15 protein-coding genes are annotated in these 18,434 nt (G+C 64.1%); 4 read left to right on the top strand and 11 right to left on the bottom strand.

Translation table 11 applies throughout. The features are described from left to right. Nucleotides 1–6: 6 nt before the first annotated feature. The gene (gene tkt, locus F4Z81_01510) at nucleotides 7–2,061 is read right to left on the bottom strand and encodes a transketolase (GenBank protein ID MXW03723.1); all 2,055 of its coding nucleotides are present in this window, start codon (nucleotides 2,059–2,061) and stop codon (nucleotides 7–9) included. Nucleotides 2,062–2,165: 104 nt separating this feature from the next. Beyond that, entirely contained in the window at nucleotides 2,166–3,692 is a 1,527-nt protein-coding gene (locus F4Z81_01505) for a gluconokinase (protein ID MXW03722.1), read from the bottom strand. A 261-nt stretch (nucleotides 3,693–3,953) separates the two neighbouring features. Here F4Z81_01505 and F4Z81_01500 point away from each other — a divergent pair, with 261 nt between their 5' ends. From F4Z81_01500 to F4Z81_01490, 3 genes are read left to right on the top strand one after another with little or no spacing between them, the layout of a single operon-like run. Beyond that, nucleotides 3,954–4,979 carry a fructose-bisphosphate aldolase class I gene (locus F4Z81_01500; GenBank protein ID MXW03721.1) on the top strand — a complete coding sequence of 342 codons (1,026 nt, stop codon included), beginning with the start codon at nucleotides 3,954–3,956 and terminating at the stop codon, nucleotides 4,977–4,979. 46 nt (nucleotides 4,980–5,025) lie between these two features. After that, nucleotides 5,026–6,123: an aminotransferase class I/II-fold pyridoxal phosphate-dependent enzyme gene (locus F4Z81_01495; protein MXW03720.1), complete on the top strand. Its 1,098-nt coding sequence runs from the start codon at nucleotides 5,026–5,028 to the stop codon at nucleotides 6,121–6,123. 37 nt (nucleotides 6,124–6,160) lie between these two features. Beyond that, entirely contained in the window at nucleotides 6,161–6,898 is a 738-nt protein-coding gene (locus F4Z81_01490; GenBank protein ID MXW03719.1) for a phytanoyl-CoA dioxygenase family protein, read from the top strand. A gap of 193 nt (nucleotides 6,899–7,091) precedes the next feature. On the opposite strand, the gene F4Z81_01485 is transcribed toward F4Z81_01490, so the two are convergent. The 8 genes from F4Z81_01485 to F4Z81_01450 form a co-directional block, all read right to left on the bottom strand. Continuing rightward, entirely contained in the window at nucleotides 7,092–7,373 is a 282-nt protein-coding gene (locus tag F4Z81_01485) for a HigA family addiction module antidote protein (GenBank protein MXW03718.1), read from the bottom strand. 51 nt (nucleotides 7,374–7,424) lie between these two features. Beyond that, complete coding sequence (locus tag F4Z81_01480; protein MXW03717.1) at nucleotides 7,425–7,700, bottom strand: peptidase; 276 nt, start codon at nucleotides 7,698–7,700, stop codon at nucleotides 7,425–7,427. Between the two features lie 243 nt (nucleotides 7,701–7,943). After that, nucleotides 7,944–8,999 carry a D-cysteine desulfhydrase family protein gene (locus F4Z81_01475; GenBank protein ID MXW03716.1) on the bottom strand — a complete coding sequence of 352 codons (1,056 nt, stop codon included), beginning with the start codon at nucleotides 8,997–8,999 and terminating at the stop codon, nucleotides 7,944–7,946. Nucleotides 9,000–9,006: 7 nt separating this feature from the next. Further along, nucleotides 9,007–10,476 carry a glycoside hydrolase family 32 protein gene (locus tag F4Z81_01470; GenBank protein ID MXW03715.1) on the bottom strand — a complete coding sequence of 490 codons (1,470 nt, stop codon included), beginning with the start codon at nucleotides 10,474–10,476 and terminating at the stop codon, nucleotides 9,007–9,009. A 9-nt stretch (nucleotides 10,477–10,485) separates the two neighbouring features. Beyond that, the gene (locus tag F4Z81_01465) at nucleotides 10,486–11,325 is read right to left on the bottom strand and encodes a phytanoyl-CoA dioxygenase family protein (protein ID MXW03714.1); all 840 of its coding nucleotides are present in this window, start codon (nucleotides 11,323–11,325) and stop codon (nucleotides 10,486–10,488) included. A gap of 13 nt (nucleotides 11,326–11,338) precedes the next feature. Then, nucleotides 11,339–11,887 carry a DUF1854 domain-containing protein gene (locus F4Z81_01460; protein MXW03713.1) on the bottom strand — a complete coding sequence of 183 codons (549 nt, stop codon included), beginning with the start codon at nucleotides 11,885–11,887 and terminating at the stop codon, nucleotides 11,339–11,341. Nucleotides 11,888–11,901: 14 nt separating this feature from the next. Further along, entirely contained in the window at nucleotides 11,902–14,241 is a 2,340-nt protein-coding gene (locus tag F4Z81_01455; protein ID MXW03712.1) for an ABC transporter ATP-binding protein, read from the bottom strand. After that, on the bottom strand, nucleotides 14,238–16,502 hold the full coding sequence (locus F4Z81_01450; protein ID MXW03711.1) for an ABC transporter ATP-binding protein: 2,265 nt from the start codon (nucleotides 16,500–16,502) through the stop codon (nucleotides 14,238–14,240). The genes F4Z81_01455 and F4Z81_01450 overlap by 4 nt, the downstream gene beginning before the upstream one ends. Nucleotides 16,503–16,707: 205 nt before the next feature. On the opposite strand from F4Z81_01450, the gene F4Z81_01445 reads away from it, so the two are divergent. Next, on the top strand, nucleotides 16,708–17,712 hold the full coding sequence (locus F4Z81_01445; protein MXW03710.1) for a carbohydrate kinase: 1,005 nt from the start codon (nucleotides 16,708–16,710) through the stop codon (nucleotides 17,710–17,712). A 34-nt stretch (nucleotides 17,713–17,746) separates the two neighbouring features. Here the strand turns inward: F4Z81_01445 and F4Z81_01440 are convergent, their stop codons facing one another. After that, a complete protein-coding gene (locus tag F4Z81_01440; GenBank protein MXW03709.1) occupies nucleotides 17,747–18,400 on the bottom strand; it encodes a hypothetical protein in 654 nt (217 codons plus the stop codon). Between the last annotated feature and the right edge of the window lie 34 nt (nucleotides 18,401–18,434).

The raw sequence follows: 18,434 nt of genomic DNA, 5'->3' as shown, positions 1-18,434 counted from the left end.
CTCTGATTACCCGCCTGCACCGATCAGCGCCTTCGCCCTGCCGGCGATGTTTTCCGCCGTGAAGCCCAGGTGCTCGAACACGTCCTGGTAAGGCGCCGATGCGCCGAAGCGTTCCAGGCCGATGACGTCGCCCCGCGAGCCCACGTACCGTTCCCAGCCCAGCGTGACGCCGGGTTCCACGGCCAGGCGCGCGGTGACCGACGCCGGGAGCACGGACTCCCGGTATTCCTCGGCCTGCGCTTCAAACAGTTCCCAACTCGGCATGCTGACCACGCGCGCGGCCACCCCGTCACCGGCCAGCGTCTCCCGTGCCTCGAGCGCCAGGTAGACCTCCGAACCGGAAGCGATGATGATCACGTCCGGCGTTCCGTCGGCATCGGCGAGGACGTAGGCGCCCCGGTGCAGGCCGTCGGCGGACGCCAGACCCCTGGCGGGTGCCAGACCCTCGGCGGGTGCCACACCGTGTCCTTCCCGGTTCAGCACGGGGAGCTTCTGCCGGGTCAGGGCCAGGGCGACGGGGCCGTCCGTGCGCCTTAGCGCGGCCACCCACGCTTCCGCGGTCTCGGCGGCGTCGGCGGGGCGGATCAGGGTGAGGTTGGGGATGGCCCGCAGCGCCATGTAGTGCTCGATGGGCTGGTGGGTCGGACCGTCCTCGCCCAGTCCCACGCTGTCGTGGGTGAAGACGTAGACCGGCGCGATGCCCATGAGGGCCGCCAGGCGAATGGCCGGCCGCATGTAGTCCGAGAACACAAGGAACGTGCCGGCGTAGGGTCGCAGGCCCCCGTGGAGCGTCATCCCGTTCAGCGCGGAGGCCATGGCGTGTTCGCGCACGCCGAAGTGCAGGTTGCGGCCCGCGTAGTTTCCGGAGGCGTAGTTCGATTCGGCTTCCACCATGGTGTTGTTGGACCCGGCCAGGTCCGCCGAACCGCCCAGCAGGCCCGGGATGCGCCGGGATAGCGCGTTGATGGTCACGCCGGACGCCTGCCGCGTGGCCATGTCCCCCTGGTCGGGCGAAAAGGTCGGGAGGTTTTCGTCCCAGCCGGCCGGCAGTTCCCCGTCCATGGCCCGTTTCCAGGTCTCCGCCAGTTCGGGAAAGGCGGTCGCATAGGCATCCACGGCCTGACGCCAGGCCAGTTCCCAGCCCTTGCCGTATGGGACCATCTGCTGGAACCAGGCGCGCACGTCCTCCGGGACCAGGAACTTGGGTTTCAACGGCCACCCGAGGTTTTGCTTGGTCAGTTCGACTTCCTCTTCGCCGAGGGGCTCGCCGTGGGCCTTGGACGTACCGGCCTTGTTGGGACTGCCGTAGCCGATGACCGTGCGGCACACGATGATCGAGGGTCGATCCGTCTCGTTCCGCGCCATTTCGACCGCGGCTTCGACCCGGGCGAGGTCGTTGCCGTCCAGGACCCGCTGCACGTGCCACCCGTAGGAGTCGAAGCGCAGGCCCGTGTTCTCCGAGAAGGCCAGGTCCGTGCCGCCGTCGATCGTGATGCTGTTGTCCAGGTAGAGGACGATCAGCTTGCCCAGGCCGAGGTGCCCCGCGAGGGAGCAGGCCTCGGAGGCGACGCCCTCCATCATGTCGCCGTCGCTGGCGATGACATAGGTGTAGTGGTCGACGATCTCGTGGCCGGGGCGGTTGTACCGCGCCGCCAGGTGGGCCTCGGCCATGGCCATGCCCACGGCGTTCGCGATGCCCTGTCCGAGCGGTCCCGTGGTGGTCTCCACGCCGGGCGTATCGCCGTACTCGGGATGGCCGGGCGTCTGGCTTTCCCACTGCCGGAAGTTCCTGATCTCATCGAGGGAGAGGTCGTAACCGGTGAGATGCAGCATGGCGTAGAGCAGCATGGACCCGTGCCCGCCGGAGAGCACGAAGCGGTCGCGGTTCGGCCAGTCGGGGTTCTTCGGGTTGTACCGCATGAGGCGCGTCCACAGCACGTAGGCGATGGGCGCGGCTTCCATGGGAAGGCCCGGGTGGCCGCTGTTGGCCTGCTGGACGGCGTCGACGGCCAGCATGCGTATAGTGTTGATGCATCGTTGCTCCAGATCGTTTACAGACACGGTTCGCGTCCTTTTCGGTTCGGGTTTTATATGCGGCTCGTTAATGTGGTTCGTTTGTTCAAGTTCGCCAGTTTCAGACGCCCGCTAAGATACAACCCGGCCCTTCAACTGTCCATCATCATATCGTACAGATCCTGCTGCCGTTTCATCGCTTCCCGGTAGCGGTCGCGGTTCGCCGGATCCGGTGCATAGGTCTTTCCCAGGGGTACCGGCGCGGCGGCCAGGTCTTCCAGCGCGCCGGAGGCCTCCAACGCCAGCAGCGCGGCGCCGCGGCTCGAGGCCTCGGTCACGGTGGAGGCGGTGATGGGCCGTTCCAGTACGTCGGCCAGCATCTGCATCCAGACGGGCGACTGCAGCAGGCCCGCGCCCGAAGCGACGATTTCGCCGGCATCTCCCCAGATCGACCGCAACCGGTCGTGGATATTCGCGAAACAGTAGGCCGTGGCCTCCAGGCTGGCCCGCATGACGTCCAACGGCGTGGTGTGGAGCGTCATGCCGGTAATGGCCGCCCTGGCGGCGTCGTGCCAGCCCGGGCTGCGTTCGCCCGCCCAGAAGGGCAGCACCGTAAGGCCGTGGCTGTCCGGCGACATCCCGCCCAGGTCCCGTTCGACTTGCTGTTCGCCGGCGAGGCGCAGCGTGTCGAGCATCCATCCGTAGACGTTACCGCCGTTGCTCAGGGCGCCGCCCATGAGGATCCTGCGGCGGTCCGACCGGTAACACCACAGGCCCTCCGGGATCGAGAACTCCTGGACACGCCGCATGACCCGCATGGCGCCGGAAGTGCCCACCATCAGGGCGATGCGGTCCTCGTCCACGCAACCGCTGCCGATGTTGTTGCAGGCTCCATCGCCGATGGCGGGATACCAGGACGCTCCTGCCAGGACGGGCCAGCGGGAAGCAAATTCGTCCTTCAGGCCCCGTACCGGTTCGTCCACGTCACTTATTAGCGTCAGCTGGTCCCGTTCCACCGGCAGCACGGCCAGCGTCTCGTCGTCCCAGTCGCATCGGTGGGCGTTGAACAACCCGGTGCCGGATGCCATGGAAACGCTGCAGGCCGGCGCGCCGAACCACCTGAGGAAGAGGTATTCGCCGATGGACATCCAGCGTTCCACCCGGGCGAACGTATCGGGATCGGTCCGGGCGAACCAGCATATTTTGGCGGGCAAATAGGACGCGTGGAGCACGCACCCGGTGCGCCCGTGTGTGGCTGCGGCGTCGAGACGCTCAGCCAGCTCGGGGATGGCCGTCCCCGGCCGCGTGTCGGCCCAGCTGATCAGCGGGGTCACGGCGCGGTCTCCCTCCACGCCCACGACGTTGTGCCAGAACGTGGTCATGGCCACGCCGTCGATCGCGGGATGGCCGCCCATGGGATGGCCGCCCGTTGCCTGTCCGCCCCAGGCACAGAAGTCGTCGAGCACCGAAGCCACCTCCGCCGCCAGGCGGTCCGCGTCGATGTGAACACCGCCGTCCGGCGTGGTATCCATGTCGTAGGTTTTTTGAAAGGCGGGGGATGCGATCCGGGCCGTCCGGTCGAAGAGGATCGCCCGTACGGACGACGTGCCGATGTCGATGGCCAGCACGCGGGGCGACGGAGTCGGGTCGGGGAACGGCTGATCACTGACGCGGGGCATGGACGAGGCCTGACATTCTGATCAATGAATTCACCGCGTCCTGGCGCCGGGCGGTCCGGCTGTGATCATCGGACGCGGAGCGGGGAGCGGTTAATGTCCGCAGGCGGTATTATATGGTCGGGTGGATCGCGATTCAAGCCAAAAGCGAGCGGCCAAGAAAGGATTGACAGACGGGCTTCAGGCGCGTTTTTTACCGATCCACGCTACAGTGGACACTCGGAGTAGGAATGAAGTAAACCGGTCGAGGAGTTACAACAGAAGATGCCTTCCAAACTGAATGAGATCGCCCGTGCCATGGTCGCCCCGGACAAGGGGATCCTGGCCGCGGACGAAAGCAGCGGCACCATCAGGAGCCGGTTCAACGCCATCGGACTGCCCTCGACAAAGGAGAACCGCCGCGCCTACCGGCACATGCTGTTCACCACCGAAGGCATGGAGCAATTCATAAGCGGCGTCATCCTCTACGACGAGACCCTGCGCCAGAAAGCCCTGGACGAAGCCGAAACGCCCTTTCCCAGACTGTTGTCCGACAAAGGCGTGATTCCGGGAATCAAGGTGGATACCGGCATCCATGACCTGGCCGGTTTCCCCGGTGAGAAAGTCACCGAGGGGCTCGACGGCCTGCGCGCGCGCCTTACCAGGTACGGGAAGCTGGGCGCCGCTTTCGCCAAGTGGCGGGCGGTCATTACCGTGGGGAAAGGCATTCCCACTGACGTATGCATCGACGCCAACGCCCATGCCCTCGCGCGTTACGCCGCCCTTTGCCAGGAATGCGGCATCGTACCGATCGTCGAACCCGAGGTGTTGATGGACGGCGACCATAACATCTACCGGTGCGACGAGGTTACCGGCGTTACGCTGCGGCAAGTGTTCGAGGCCCTGGCCGTGCACGAGGTCAAGCTGGATGGGATCGTCCTGAAACCCAGCATGGTCATCTCGGGTTCGGAATGTCCTGAGCAGGCTTCCGTGGAGGAAGTCGCGCGCCGCACGGTGAACAATTTCCTGCGTAACATCCCGCGGGATGTACCCGGCGTCGCCTTCCTGTCGGGCGGTCAGTCCTCCGAGACCGCCACGGCGCATCTGAACGCCATGAACCGCATGTTCGGCGAGCTTCCGTGGGAACTCAGTTTCTCCTACGGCCGCGCACTGCAGGCGGCCCCGCTGCGGGCATGGGGTGGAGATCCCGCCCGTTTCAAAGCAGGGCAAGAAGCCTTTTACCACCGTGCCATGTGCAACAGCGCCGCCCGGACCGGCACGTACAGCGCCGACATGGAAACCGCGGCATAGCCTGGCCGGCATGGCCAGACTGGCCAGCCCGACCGCGCCGGATCCGATGTCCAGACCCCCTTACTCCGAAATCGTAGCGAACCTGCCTTCCGTGACCCCCTTCGTAGGTCCCGAGACCATCGAACGACAGCAGGGAAAAGCCTTCCGGGTGCGCATCGGCGCCAACGAAAGCGCTTTCGGCGTGTCGCCCCGGGCCGCAGCGGCCATGAGCGAAGCCGCGCAGGGCGTCGCCTGGTACTGCGACCCGGAAGGCTATGAACTGCGGGCCGAACTGGCCGCGATGCATGGTGTGGACATCGAGAACGTGACCCTCGGCGCCGGGATCGACGACCTGCTGGGGCTGATCGTCCGCATGTACATGGACCCGGGCGACGCGGTCGCCGCGTCTCTCGGATGCTACCCCACCTTCGTCTATCACGTCGACGGCTTCGGCGGCAGGCTGGAAACGGTGCCCTACCGCAACGACCGCAACGATCTGGCTGCGCTGACGGACCTGGCCGAGAAACAGAAAGCCTCCATCCTCTACCTGTCCAATCCGGACAACCCTACGGGTTCGTACTACGGCAGCAACGCCGTCTCCGATCTCCTGGACCGCGTGCCGCCCGATTGCCTCTTCATTCTCGACGAGGCCTACCTCGACTTCGTGCCACCGGACACCATACTCCCCATCGACGTGGAAGACCCCCGGCTGATCCGGGTGCGCACCTTCTCCAAGGCCCACGGAATGGCTGGCGCTCGGGTCGGTTACGCCATCGCCCACCGGGACGTCATCCGGACCTTCGACAAGGTCCGTCTGCATTTCGGTGTGAGCCTGGTGGCGCAGGCCGGCGCGCTGGCGTCCCTGCGCGACCCGGAATTCGTGGCGAGCGTGGTTAAGGCCGTGGAAGCGGGAAGGGAAGACTACCGTGAACTGGCCGGGGACGCGGGGATTTCCTCGCTGCCTTCCCAGACCAACTTTGTCGCCTTCGATTTTGGTACGGGCGAGCGGGCCGGCGCCGTGATGAATACCCTCATCGAGCGCGGCGTGTTCCTGAGAAAACCCGCCGCGCCGGGACTGGACCGCCTGGTCCGGGTCACGGTGGGCACGCCCGGGGACCGGGCCGTCTTCTCGGAGCTGTTCCGGGAGGTCATGAACGGGGTATAGGCTGCGGGCTGGGCAGGAGGAGGAGGACGCTCCAACCATGGTCGATCTCGAATTCTTCAAGCAAAACGGCTACGTAAGTCTCGGCCAGCTCTTTACCGAGGAAGAGCTGAGCCGCTACATCGAACTGTACGACCGCGACCGTTCGGAGACGGGGTATTTCTGGCGGCCCATCGCCTTCGATGGCCACCAGAGCGTGAACTGCGAGCCGCTCATCTCCTCCCCGGAATTCGACGGGCTCATTCGCCATCCCGCGCTCATCGACCCGATCGAGACCATCTTCGAAGGTCCCAGTTGCCTCGCGGAGGCCTGCCTGCGCCACATGGCGCCGCACGAGGGCGACCCGGTGGAGGTCTGGCACCGTGACCGGCGGCACATGACCGACCGGCCCTACCGGTGCGGCTACCTCCACATGATGCTATACCTGTCCGACGTAAGCGAGGAAACGCACTGCTTTTCGATCTCGCCTGAACCCTGCGACGGCCCCATACTGGACATCGAGGAACAGGTCAAAGTGCGCGGCGGGGTCCACCTGCACGGACCGGCCGGCACGGTCATCCTCTTCAACCTGTCCGCGGTCCACGCTGCCACCGTGAGGAAAACTACCCACGAACGCAAGTCCGTCCAGGTTTACTACGGCCATCGCGACGGACCCATCCTCAGCCAGTTCACCACCATCCCCACGGGCCTCTGGCGCGACCACCCCGATCCTGAAGTGCGCGGGTTCTACAGCCTGCTCAACACGCGCTCGCGGAAGTTTGCCGCGGCGTTTGGGTGAGTCGGCAATACGTCGCTAGTCTGTCTGACATGACCAGCGAGGTTGTCGAGAAATCGTTACGAAACGAAGAGATCGGGGGGGTAAGTGCTGTTTTCAGACCGGCGGGATTTCAATCCACATAGCAATAAGTGGAAAACGTAATCGTGCAGGCATCAATCTTTGGTCCGACCCATAACACAAACACAGCAACAAATCATACGTGTATTGCACCCGCGCGCCGTTGGGCAGAGGCGCGATCACGGCGCGCCTGCGCAAGCTCGTAGCTCGCCTGTAACCGCATCCAATGATCGGCAGTACTCCAGCCTATGTCTTCCAGCGCCAGTGCCAATTTGGCGGATATCCTCGCTTTACCGTTCAGAAGACGCGACAGCGTCCCTCTCTCACAACCGAGCCGAGTGGCCGTCTCTGTTACGTTCCAACCCACATCGTCCATGCTCTCGCGGATCAGTTCGCCCAAGTGCGGCGGATTCAGCATCGGGCCAACGCGATCGCTATCAACATCGCGCATGATCGTCACTCTCCCTTGTCAATGATAGTCGACCAGGTCTACATCCACGACTTCACCGTCCTCAAACCGAAACACTACCCGCCAGTTACCTGAAACTCGGACGCTCCACTGGCCCGCACGGTCACCCTTCAGGGGATGCAGCCGGAAGCCCGGTGCGTCGGCGTCACGCGGATGCGTCGCCTCTTGCAGCCGAAACAGGATGCGTCGGAGCCGTGGCACCAGTTCAGTAGGCAGCCCACGCGTGGCGTTGTCCCACTCATGAAGTGCTCGCAGACCCTTGTGCCTGATTCTCATGTTTCACTGTAATGGGCTGCGAGTTTTCTCTATAAACAACGATAATCCTGCCGGACAGCGACCAAGGCCTCACAGGGATGCTTCGCTTTTCCAACACATCGGGTCAGCTTTAAAATCCAATACCAATCTGCTGGTAGGATAACAATTTCATCAATATCTGACAAGTTGAAGTTTAACCTTCCCAACTACTGTATATACGACTGAATACAGTTGTAATATGACCGGAAACTTGAGTCGGAAATCTTACCCTTCCCCCCACGGCACATCCGACAGCCAGCTCCCCAGCTTGTCTCCGTAGGCAAACAGGGCCGGCAGTCCACCCGTATGGACGAACAGCACGCGGCTGCCGGCCGGGATCACGCCGGATCGCACGTGGTCGATCAATCCCGCCATCGTCTTGCCCGTGTAGACCGGGTCGAGGAGCAGCCCCTCCTGGCGGGCCGCCAGGGCGATCGCCTCGCTCACCGCGTCGTTAATCCGGCCGTAACCGGGCGCCAGGACGCCGTCGAACGCCATAATGTCGTCCGCGTCGAACACCTCTGGACGGTCGATCATCGAAGCCAGTTGCTCCGCTACTTTGCTTACACGTGCCACCTGGCTGCCGGTGTCGCGCCGCACGCAAATCCCGAATACAGGCACCTTCTTGCCCAGGGCCCGGAAGCCTACCAGAAGCCCCGCGTGTGTAAGTGCGCTGCCCGTGGGACAGATCACGGCGTCGAAATCGAGGTCGAGGTCGCGGGCCTGCGCCAGGGTCTCCTCGGCCGCGAGCACGTAACCGAGCGCACCGAGCGGCGGATAGGCGGGGGCGAGATGGATCACGTAGGGCCTGCGGCCTTCTTCCGCAAGCATTTGGGCAAGCAGGTCCAGCGACGCGTCCGCCGCGGGCTCGTTGTCGCCGACCGGGAAGGTATGCAGCGTCGCGCCGAAGAGCCGGTCGAGCAGCACGTTGCCGGATGACCTATAGAGGGCGTCCACGTCCGGTACGCGCTCTTCCATCTGAATGTGGGTCTCCATGCCGAGCTGGCGTCCGGCTGCAGCGGCCACGCGGACGTAGTTCGACTGCACCGCGCTCGTGATCAACAGGGTGTCGGCATCCCGGTACTGCGCCTCGCCCAGGGGGAATTCGAGCTGTCGGACCTTGTTGCCGCCCATGGCCAGCCCTGTGCAGTCGTCCCGTTTGATCCACAGCTCGATGCCGAGGGCCGCACCCAGACGCGGAGCGGCGTCCAGCGGCGTCGGGGCGTAGCCCAGCCGGACCCGGGGGAACTTCTCGATGGCTTTGGTGAGCGGGCTGTTCATGATGGGATCAACCCGTTTCCCACGCGGACCGAAGTTCGTGAACTACGAGTGATACGATGCGGACGCCGCCGTGCACACTTTCATCGTGCACGCTTCCACGGTTCGCCTTTAAGGCCAGCCGGTGATTGGTCGCGGCCGGCAGGAAGCAGAAGGACATGGACACTTCGCCCCGGTTGCCGAAGATCTCCAGCGAGGTCCGGTCGATCAGCAACTGGAGGCTGACGCGACCGTCGATGGTACGCAGCGGCGCGGTTCGTCCCATACAGGACAACGTCCCCGCTTCCGCATCGTATTCCAAGGAATGGCCCTGGACTTCGACGGAAAACCCTCCGGCCTGGGCTTCCACCTCAACCTCCATCCGCACGTCGAACAGGTCGCCCTCGTCTGCCAGGACTAGCCGGCTTTCGGCCTCGCGCAGGTCCGTGACTGCGTAGCTGCTGATCGCTCCCGATTCGAACCGCTGATGGAACTGTTCGGCCGCCAATACCGCCAGGTCGCCGACAGGCCAGGTGTGCGTCCCGGTATGCAGCAGCTCGATTTCCCGCACCGGCTCCCTGCACAGCCGGATCCCGTCCGGCAACGTCCTGAGCGTCAGTTCCACGGGGAAGGACATCTGCTGGTTGAAGGGCATGGCCGGGTACCGGCCGCCCCGCATCCACGAGATCTGGATCCGCCTGCCGTCCTCCTCGGGGATGTCGCTCCACGTCTGGGCGGCGTAACCGTTGGCGCCCTGCTCCGCCTGCAGGACATCCGTCTCGGGCGTGAACTCGCGTCCGTCGAACCTTCCCAGCAGGTAGCCGCCGCTCGCGCCCCAGAAAACCCACCGCGTATTCGAAGGGTCCCCATCCACCGGCAGTTCGAAGAAATCGGGACATTCGGACACGCCGGGCAGGGTCAGGTCCTGCAGGTGCGTCCACGACTTCAGGTCCGGGGACGCGAACAGGGCATAGTCGTTGTCATCTATGAACAGCGTCATGATCCACCGCGAAGTCGGTTCGTGCCAGACCACTTTCGGATCCCGGTTCTCCGCGCGGATATGGCCGATGACCGGATTGCCCGCGTACTTCGTCCACGTCCGGCCCCGATCATTGCTGTGGGCTATACATTGTATACACCGGCGATCAGGGAACACTCGTTCGCCGCCCGCCGTGTAGAAGGCGATCAGCGGCGGCGCGTCTCCGTCCCTGAACCCGCCGGTGTTATGATGATCCACCGCCGCGGACCCCGACCACATCCAGCCCGTTTCGTCCACGTCCAGCGCGGCGGTGTGAAGCTGCTTCCAGTGCACCAGGTCCGTGCTGACCGCGTGGCCCCAGGTCGTGCGGCCGTGCACCATGCTGCCTGGCGTATGCTGGAAGTAGAGGTGGTACTCCCCGTCGAAATACACCAGACCGTTCGGATCGTTGATCCAGTGTTTTTGCGCCGTGAAGTGGAATTGGGGGCGGAGGGCTTCCTGGTAGAGGGTATCGTTGGTCATTGCGATCCGCTACTTCAGCGCCTGCCCGGGCACGCGGTTCCGCGCGATGGGTTCCGCTTCGCCTTCGTATATCGCAGTCAGCGGCTTCAGCGCACCCCGGGTCGCGTCCGTCCACGTATCCGGCCGGGGATGGCGCGCCAGGTAGGCCTGGATGCGACCGGGCAGCTGGTGATACAGGGGAATGTACCACAGGGTGATCACCGTGCGCCGCTGGTCGCTCTTGTTCCCGTGAGCCGCGTGCAGCAGCCGGGAATCCCCGATGACCAGGTCGCCGGCCCGGACCGGCACGTCCACCTCGTTCGCGGCGGGCTGGTAGGCCGGGTGATCGGGGTCAGCCATGGCCCGCAGGTCGCCCGTGTGCGCCTCCTCGACATACTGGTGAAGGGGATGGCGGTTCAGGTGGGATCCGGCGATCACGCGGAGGCAGCCGTTGTGCCGGTCGGTATCGACCAGGTAGTACATCAGGAAGACCTGCTGCGGCGGCGGCTCGTAGCTGCAGGGATCGTCCCACCCCCACCAGTCCTGGTGCCAGAACAGCGCCGGGCTGCGGGGCGGCTTGCTGATGACGTACCCGGAGTACCAGCTGGGCCGGTCGAACCCGAGATCGGCGAGCGCGGCGAGCGCCGGAGGATACGAGACCAGTTCGGCGAAGAACACGTCGTCGAAGACGCTGATCATGCTGCCCGTGGACTTCTGCTCCACGAAGTGGGACGGGGGCTGGGCGTCGAGAAGCCGGTCGGAAACGGTCCGCACACGTTCCAGCATTTCGGGCTTCAGCACCCCCTCGACTACGCAGAAGCCGTCCCGCAGCAGCTGGTCGTACTTATCCTGCGCCGTCCGTCGCGCCATGATCTTCCTTCCGTCACACGTTGGTCTCGATCAACTGGATGCTGTGGGCATCCAGGCGGGTGTAGTCCACCACCTCGAACCGGTTGCCGTCGACGTCGGTGAGCAAGAGCCGCGAATCCGACGCCCAGTGGGTGTTCTCGTGGCCGCGGATGACGAACTCTCGCTTGCCCCGGTCGGTCATGACGTCCCAGTAGGTGACGCCGTATTCCATCTGTATGGAGTTCACCCGCTCGATCGTCGCCCGCAGGTACCGGTGGGCCAGCTCTTCCTCGATGACCTTTCGGGAATCTTCGTCCAGGTCGTTCAGGTCCTTGATGAAGGCCACTTCCTCGTTCTTGATGTCCAGGAGCGACACGTACCGGTCCGAGTGAGCCATGGGGGAGGCGTTGACCGGCCGGACGCGGATGTAGGACCGCTCGTCGCGGACCGTCATGCGCACGGTGTTCTTCGGCGCCCGGAAGACCCGGATCTCGCTCGCCTGGTAGGGTTCGACGGGGGCGTTCTCGATCCCCGTCTCGAATTCAAAGGTGTCCGGCGCGTCTACGCCAGGTTCATCCGGCATCTCGATCTCCCCGCTTAAGAACTATGTCCGTTGGCGCCGCGGTTCGGGTCGGCCTTGCCCCCGCCCACGGCCATGACCGCGGTGCTCGCCCGCTGCGTTTCGACCATGCGGTAGAAATGGCCCTTCATGTCCAGCAGTTCCTCATGGGTGCCCGTCTCCACGATCTTTCCCGCGTCCAGTACCACCAGCCGGTCCGCCCGGCGGAGGGTCGAAAGCCGGTGGGCGATGGCGAAAGTCGTCCGGCCCTTCACGAGGTTGGCGATGGCCTCCTGGATGAGCTTCTCCGTGTGGGTGTCCACCGACGAAGTGGCCTCGTCCAGGACCAGGATGCGTGGATCGTGGATGATGGCCCGCGCGATGGCGATCCGCTGCTTTTCGCCACCCGACAGTTCCTTGCCGTTCTCGCCGATCTGCGTGTCGTATCCGTCGGGCTTCGCGCAGATGAAATCGTGGGCGTTCGCCGTCCGCGCCGCCCGCATGATCTGATCGATCGAGGCGTCCGGACTGCTGTACCGGATGTTCTCCGCGATGGATCCGCTGAAGAAATAGGAGTCCTGCAGCACGACGCCGATCTGCCTTCGCAGGTCTTCCAGGCCGATGTCCCGGATCGGTACGCCGTCGATCTCCAGGTTGCCGTCGTCGATATCGTAGAACCGGCAGAGCAGGTTGGTCATCGTCGTCTTGCCCGACCCGGACTTGCCCACCAGCCCGATCATCTCGCCGGGCTGCACGTGGAGGCTGATGTCGTGGAGAACGGGCTTGCCCGCCTCGTAGGCGAAGGTCACGTCTTCGAATTCCACCTCGCCCTTCATGTCCTTCATCTCGACCGGGTCGTCCCGGTCCTCGGTTTCCGCGGGGGTGTCGACGATTTCGAAGACCTTCTCCGCACCGCTCATGGCCCGGCTCGACCAGGTGTTCAGCTCGCCGAACCACCGAAGGGGTTCGTACAGCATCCAGAGGTAGGCGATGAACATGATGAGGGCGCCGGTGGTGAAGGTGTCGTCAATGACGGCGATTCCCCCGTAGTACCAGACCAGGATCATTCCGGACGACGTCAGCATGCTGACCGTGCTGAAGAAAACGGCCGCTTCCTTTTCGCTCTCGTAATCGCCCCGGAAGACCCCTTCGTTGCTGCTTCTGAACCGGCGCATCTCCCGCTTTTCCTGGACGAAGGTCTTTACGACGCGCACCGAGGAAAGCATCTCGCCCGCCATGCCCACCAGCTTGCCCCAGCGGTAGTATTTCGTCCGGAACGCCCGGATCAGCCGGACCCAGAAATACCCCCCGCCGATGACGAGCAAAGGTATGGGAATGAGCACCATGAGCGTCAGTTGCCAGCTGGTCACGAAGAGCAGGACCAGGATCCCCACCAGGAGCAGGAGGTTGGTCAGGATATAGGGCACGCCGTCGACCAGGAACCACATCATGCTTTCCGTGTCGTTGGAGACCCGCGAGATCAGGGATCCCACCTGCCGCTTGTTGTAGAATTTCATGCTCAGGCGGGAGAGGTTTTCGTACAGGTCTTCGCGGACGGACACGATCACGCGGCCGCCGAGCCATACGGAAAGGCGGTCCTTGAAGATCTCCAGGACGAAGGATACGAGTCGGATGACCGCGTAGGCGACGACGAGCAGGTAGAGGAACGCGAACGGGTCCCCGGCCACACCGTCGGCAGGGACGCCGCCGGCCGGAACACCGCCGGCCGGGACGCCCAGCACGTCGTCGATGATGCGCCCCATGATATAGGGCGGGCCGAGTTCGGCCAGGGTGAACAGGAGCGACAGGAAGACCATCAGCGCGAGCTTGCCCTTGAACGGCAGGGCGTATCGGGCGATCCGCTGCATCATCGCGAGCCGGTTGGTGCACGCCGAACAAATCCCGTTCGGTTCGGGCAGGAGGCGTCCGCACCGGTCGCACCGGGTCTTGTCGACCTCCCCCTGCATGTCGACCGGATCTTCCTTGATGAGCTGGTCGATACCCCGGGCGATCCGCGCGAACTTGGCGCGCTGGGACGGGGTATAGCGGATGACCTCGACCTCTTCGTTCCCGATCACCACGTTGATCCGGCCCGAGCCGACCAGTTCTTCCACGGCGGCGCTTTTGGCATCGGACAATTCGATGGACCCGTCCCCGTTCCCCGTGCCTGCCCCGTTTCCCGTGCCTGCCCCGTTCGAATCGAACCGCAACAGGCGCTGGTCCGTCACGAGGAGCCAGCGTTCCTCGAACCGCAGGTCTTCCGTCAGGTCGGTCGCCGCCGCGATGCGGACGGACTCTCCTTCCCGCAGCGCCGCCCGGCAACGGTCGGCCAGCGCGTCGGGCATCCGCTCTTTGTAGGTGGTCGCGGTGTCGGTCATGCCACCTCCATGATCTCGGATGTGGCCTTCTGCAGCCGTACCAGGTGATGGAAGTGGCCGCGGTTCGCGATCAGTTCCTCGTGGGTGCCTTCCTCGACGACCCGGCCCTGCTCCAGCACCACCAGCCGGTCGGCGTCCCGCAGCGTGGACAGGCGGTGGGCGATGGCGATGGTCGTGCGCCCCTTGATCAACCGCGCGATGGCTTCCTGGAGCTGCTTCTCCGTCTCGGCGTCCACCGAGGACGTCGCCTCGTCAAGAATCAGGATGCGGGGGTCGTGGAGGATCGCCCGGGCGATGGAGACGCGCTGCTTCTCGCCGCCCGACAGTCCCGTGCCCTTGTCCCCGAGAATCGTATCGTATCCATCGGGCTTCGCGAGAATGAAGTTGTGGGCGTTGGCCGCCCGCGCCGCCGCCATGATGTCTTCGAAACTCGCCGCGGGCTTGCCGTAGGCGATGTTCTCCCGGATCGTCCCGTTGAAAAGGATCGGTTCCTGCAGGACGACACCGATATGGCCGCGCAGGTCCTCGAGCCGGATGTCCCGCAGGTCCACGCCGTCCAGCGTAATCGAACCGTAGTTCACGTCGTAGAACCGGCAGATGAGATTGATGGTCGTACTCTTCCCGGCACCCGACTTGCCGACCAGCCCGATCATCTCGCCGGGCCGGATATGTAGATTGACGTCCCGCAGCACCGGCAGCGCGGCGTCGTACCCGAACGTCACGCCGTGGAACCTGATCTCGCCCCGCGTCTGCAGCATCTGCTTCGCGTTCTTGTCCTCGTAATTCTCCGGTTCCATGTCGATTAGCTCAAAGACCCTTTCGGCGGCGCTCATGGCCCGCGTCATCCAGCTGTTGACCCGGCCGAGCCACCGCAGCGGACCGTAGAACATCTGCAGGTAGAAGTAGAACAGGATCAGTTCGCCCAGGGTGAGTTCCTGGCCGAGCACCTGCCCGCCCCCCACCAGCCATACCACGATGAAGCCCAGGAAGTTCAGCAGGCCCATGGTGGAGAAGTAGTAGATCCACTGTTTCTCGGTCCAGTACTCCAGAGCGAACATGTCCCTCGCGTTGCGCTTGAACCGGTTAACCTCCCTGTTCTCCTGGGCGAAAGCCTTGACGATCCGTATCCCCGACAGGGATTCCTGGATGTGGGTGAAGAAACCTTCCCACTGGCGCCACATGCGGGTGTAGTAGGTCCGCAACCTCCGGTACAGGACCCGGCCCCAGATGATGATGAGCGGCACGGGGATGAGGATGTAGAGCGTGAGCACCCAGTTGGTGTAGAACAGTATGCCGATGATCCCGAGCGTCGTCATCCAGCGGAGGATGAGGAAGGGCAGGCCGTCCACCAGGAAGCTGCGCACGTTCCGGGTGTCCCGCGTCACGCGCGAAAGCAGGCCGCCCGTCTTCTGCTTGTCGTGGAACCCCAGCGAAAGGTATTCGACGTGTTGGTACACCTGGGCCCGGATATCCGCCACCACGCGGGCGCCCACCCAGGCCGTCAGCCAGCCGTTCGCCATCTCGCCCAGCCAGCGGAGGACGAGCAGGCCGGCCATGGCCGCGACGAACCAGAACAGCAGGTCCACGTCTTCGTTCGCGAAGGCGTCGTCGATGATGAGCTGCGTAATCTTGGGCGGCAGCAGTTCCGCCACGCTGAGCACGGCGAACAGCGCCACCATGGCGATGGCCTTGGTCCGGTGGGCGCCCAGGTAGGAGCAGATCCGCTTGAGCATACCCCACTTGCTGACGCAGGCGGGACACAGTCCGTCCCGGGTGGGCAGGCGCCTGCCGCAGGTGTCGCAGACCACCCGGGGGAACTCCGTCTTGACCTGGAACGGCTTTTCCTCGATGTGCTGCTCGATGCCGCGCTGCGCCTCGTTGAAGACGTCCACGCGGCTCTGGGAATATCGGATCAGCGGAATCGTGTCTTCGGCCGTGGAGACCTCCAGGCAGGAGCCGCCTACCAGGGGTTCCACCGCCACCCTGGTCAGGTCATCCAGCGGGACGGCGATGTCGTCGCCGGCGCCGTTGAGTTCAAGGGCCATGACGCGGCGGTCGGTTACGATGAGCCAGGAGGGCTGGAACCGGCCTTTCGCGTCCAGGTCCGATTCCAGGGTGATGTGGATTTCTTCGTCGGTTTCCAGTACGGGGTAGAGTTTCTTCTGAATCTGATCCGGCAGGGGATCGGCCAGGCGCATGTAACTTCCTTTGGGACCTTGCTGCGGGGCGTGCCGACTTGAGGAATGAACGGAACCGGTCATATATCAATAAAGTGGATGCATCCGTAACGCTACAATGCTTCGAATGCGGTTTGATGTCCTGGGAAAGTGTGAGGAAATCGCGGCTCAATCCAGTTCGCAAAGGTACACTTTCTGAGCCCGAAAATCAAGGAAAAGCAGCCTGCCGAAATCGTTTATTTACTGTAAATACTTTTATTTACGTCCGCTGGATCTTACATTGCCTGAGATGACTCCACACCGCCTCGAAAGCCTGCTGTCCCGCTTCGCCGGCCTATCCATCATGGTCGTGGGCGACTTCTTCCTGGACAAGTACCTGGTCCTCGATCCGGCACTGGACGAACCGTCCCTGGAGACGGGGCTGGCCGCGCGCCAGGTCGTCGCCAGACGCTGCATGCCCGGCGCCGCGGGCACGGTCATGGCCAACCTGCACGCCCTGGGCGTCGGAGACCTGTTCGCCGTGGGGATCACGGGCGACGACGGGGAGGGGTACGAGCTCAGGCAGGGCCTGGCGGCCATGGGAGTCCGCCTCGACGGACTGGTCGAATCCCCGGACCGGTTCACGCCCACCTACATCAAGCCCATGAACCGGGAGCCGGGCGGAGAACGGGAATCAAGCCGCATCGACATACAGAACCGGACGCCCACGCCACGGGCCCTGGAAGGCCGGTTGATCGAATTCATGGAAGACATGACGACCGGGGTGGACGGTGTGGCCGTCCTGGACCAGGTGGGGAGACCCAACACCGGAGTCGTCACGGACCGGGTCCGTGATGCGATCGGCGACCTCGGCAAGAACCTGCCGGAGAAAGTCATCCTGGCGGATTCGCGCGAACGCATCGGCGATTTCCACCACGTCATCCGCAAGGGAAACCGGGACGAGATGCGCGGAGCGGACAATAGAACGGACCGGCCGGGTGAGATGGGCGGAGCGGACGAAGGAACGGCACGGCCGGTTTACATCACCCTCGGCGCGGACGGCCTGCTGCTGATCGACGGCGATGACCGCCGGCATGTGCCCGGCATACGCGTTCCGGAACCCGTGGACACCGTTGGGGCCGGGGACAGCGTCACGGCCGGGATCGTGGCCTCGCTGGCCGCCGGCGCGACGCTCATGGAGGCCGCCCTGGTCGGAAACCTCGCGGCTTCGATTACCGTCCGTCAACTGGGTGTCACGGGAACGGCCTCGCCCGCGCAACTGGTAGACGTATTGAAGACGATGATGGAAGCGTAGAGGACGCCGGGCGATCAGCGCCGCGCCGGGGTACCTACTGAGGTGCTACCTTCCAGAAATTGAAGACCACAGAGGCGGCGACCGGAATCCACTGGATGTTCCGGTCGTTGAAGGCGCGAATGTATCTCACGTCCAGCGCCAGGCCGACCGTGTCCGTAACGGGCATGTGCACGCCGCCGCCCAGAAGGACACTGAAAGAAGCCTCTGAACTGAACGCGGTCAACTTCGTGCCGCGCACGGTACCGAAGAACCGGTCGATTGCCCTGGCGTAGCCGATGCCGCCGATCCCGTAAACGGCTGCGGGGGAAGTGGTGGTCTTGTACATCAATCCGAAGTTGGCGCCTTCCAGGCTTACGTTGGCATCCACGTCCGGTCCAAGTCTCTGCAGCGCTTCGTCGCTCAGGCGATCCCTGTCGTGTCGACCGTGTTTTACTGAAAAGAGGTTGTCATGGCCGTTGAACGCGAGATGAAGGGATTCGGAAACGCGTACCGTCACCCCAAGGAGGAATAAAGATCCCCTGGTTTTTCCGTCCGCAAAATCGCCTAGAGGGATACTCCTCCCGCCACCCAGGCTGATCGACATGCGCTTTTCGGGGACCTGGGCGACCTGGGCGACCTGGGCGAATCCCTTGCCGGTTGCCGACAACGAGATTACGGAAGCCAGTAGGATGATGAAGACTTTCTTCATGCCTGCCGCCCGGGACCGGCCGCAAGGGCCGTCA

Source organism: Gemmatimonadota bacterium, from assembly GCA_009835325.1.
Classification (GTDB): domain Bacteria; phylum JAAXHH01; class JAAXHH01; order JAAXHH01; family JAAXHH01; genus JAAXHH01.
Note: the sequence above shows the minus strand (reverse complement) of the source record. Positions and strands in the feature narration are given on the sequence as shown.